Source organism: Streptomyces sp. NPDC031479 (genome assembly GCF_055581065.1).
Genome location: NZ_JBVIKC010000104.1, coordinates 1 through 2,196, shown reverse-complemented (window position 1 = coordinate 2,196; position 2,196 = coordinate 1). Strand labels below are relative to the sequence as shown.

Below are 2,196 nucleotides of genomic sequence, written 5' to 3'. Positions count from 1 at the left end.
GGTACCGAGCAGAAGAAGTTCGACGTGAACAAGAACGCCTGGACGCCGGTCGGCGAGAGCGCCGACGAGCAGGGCCGCGACTTCATGCTCATGGAAATCCGCACGGCAAAGTAATATCCGCGCCACACCGAGGTGCATATGCCTCGCCGAGATGAAGCCCCTTTCGTCACCTCGTCTCCGGTCTTTTGGCGACCGTGAAATCCGGCAGCGCGCACGGCGGTTCCACACGGCCGGTGAAGCAATCGAGACAGAGTTTCGGTCGGTTTCCCACCCACCTGCTCAACCGAAGGAACATGCATGTCCCTTTCTCGTTCGCGTACCACGCGAATCAGCAGCCTGCTCCTCTCCGCCACCGCGGTCTCGGCCGGCCTGATCACCGCAGTGCCCGCTTTCGCCGTGACCGGTCCCGAAGCCGCGGCCGGACAACTCGCCTCCGTGGTGAAGCTGAACATCGGCGACGAGGCGAACTCCCGCGCCTGCACCGGAATCCTGGTCGACCAGACATGGATCGCCACCGCTGCCAGCTGTTTCGCCGCCACCCCCGGTACGCCGGTTCCGGCCGGCAAGCCCGCGCTGAAGAGCACCGCCACCCTCAGTGACGGCAAGGCCGTCGAGGTCGTCGACCTGGCACCCCGTACCGACCGCGACCTGGTCCTCGCCCGCCTCGCGACCCCGGCCGCCGGCATCGCGGGCATCAAGCGCGCCACCGCCGCCCCGGCCGCCGGAGCGGAGCTGACCGCGGCCGGGTTCGGCCGTACGAAGTCCGACTGGGTGCCGGGCAAACTCCACACCGGCACCTTCACGCTCGACACCACCGACGCCGCCACGTACAGCATCACCGGCAAGGGCGCCGACGCGCTCTGCAAGGGCGACACCGGCGGCCCGCTCCTCAACGCCTCCGGCGAGCTCATCGGCATCAACTCCCGCTCCTGGCAGGGTGGTTGCCTGGGCGCACCGGCGACGGAGACCCGTACGGGCGCCATTACCGCGCGCATCGACGACCTCACCGACTGGGTGCAGGGGGTGCGGGCTCTGACGTCCGGCTGGAAGGCCGAGACCCTCGTGCAGGCCGATTCGACGCTGTACCAGGGCATCAGGCTGAACGACGGCTCCTGGACCGGCTTCACCGACGTCCAGTCCAAAGCGGGGAACATCGGCGGCGTACGCACGGCTGCCGTCGCCGGCATCGACCGCGACACCCACGTGGTGGCGCTGGGCGGCGACGGACGCCTTCATCACACCATCCGCAAGGCGGACGGAACGTGGGGCGTCTTCGGCGACGTCAACGCCGCGGCCAGCAGCCTGAGTGGCATCACCCAGGTCTCCACGGTGTCCATCGGCACCGACCTCCACGTCGTGGCCATCGCGGGCGGCAAGGTGTTCCACACCGTGCGCAACGCCGCCGGCAATTGGACCCCGTTCGGGGACCTCGCCGGCGCGGTCGGTCCCATCGGCGCCGTCACGTCGGTGGCCACCGCCAGCGCCGGGGGCCAGCTGCAGCTCGTCGCCGTCAGCGGCGGCAAGGCCTTCCACACCGTCCGCGCCACCACCGGCCACTGGACCGGCTGGGGCGACGTGGCCGGTGTCGCCGGTACCACCGGCTCCATCAGCTCCGTGGCCATGGCCGGTGCGGGCGGCGACGCGCACATCGTCATCGCCACCGAGAACGGCACCAGGCAGTACCACTCCGTCCGCTACGGCAACGGCACGTGGGCGCCGTTCGGTGACCTGCGGGACTACCTCGGCGCCGTGACGGCCAAGTCCGTCGCCGCCGGCACGGTGGACGGAGAGCTCCAGGTAGCCGTGACCACCACCGACAACCGGATCGTGCACACGATCCGCCACACCGACCGCACCTGGGGCCCGACCGCGCCGGTCACCGCCCGAGGCGTCACCGGAACCCTCGGCTCCATCTCCCTCGCTGGCACCCTCTGACACCCGGGCCGACCCCCCGTGACGCCTCCGGCGCCGCAGGGGGCCGCCTGCGGCCGCGCAGTGCAACCCGAAGGAACCTCCATGCCCGTTTCCCGCCCGCGCCCGGCGCGGATCTCCGGCCTGCTCGTCACCGCCATTGCGGTCTCCGCAGGCCTGATCACCTCGGCTCCCGCTCTGGCGGTGTCCGGCCCCGAGGCCGCCGCCGGCCAGCTCCCGAACGTCGTGAAGCTCAACCTCGGCGATGAGGCCGACTCCCGTGCG

The 2,196-nt window shown here is 70.7% G+C and carries 1 protein-coding gene and 1 pseudogene; both read left to right on the top strand.

Translation table 11 applies throughout. The annotated features are described in order from the left end of the window. The first annotated feature begins 297 nt into the window (after positions 1–297). Positions 298–1,935, top strand: coding sequence for a trypsin-like serine protease (locus tag ACZ5D2_RS40850; protein WP_468936807.1), 1,638 nt, complete (start codon positions 298–300; stop codon positions 1,933–1,935). A gap of 81 nt (positions 1,936–2,016) precedes the next feature. Beyond that, positions 2,017–2,196 (top strand): annotated as a pseudogene (locus ACZ5D2_RS40845) (hypothetical protein); the annotation flags it as partial.

Coding starts and splice junctions, on each gene's coding strand:
- ACZ5D2_RS40850 (WP_468936807.1), top strand. CDS start 298: ATGTCCCTTTCTCGTTCGCGTACCACGCGAATCAGCAGCCTGCTCCTC.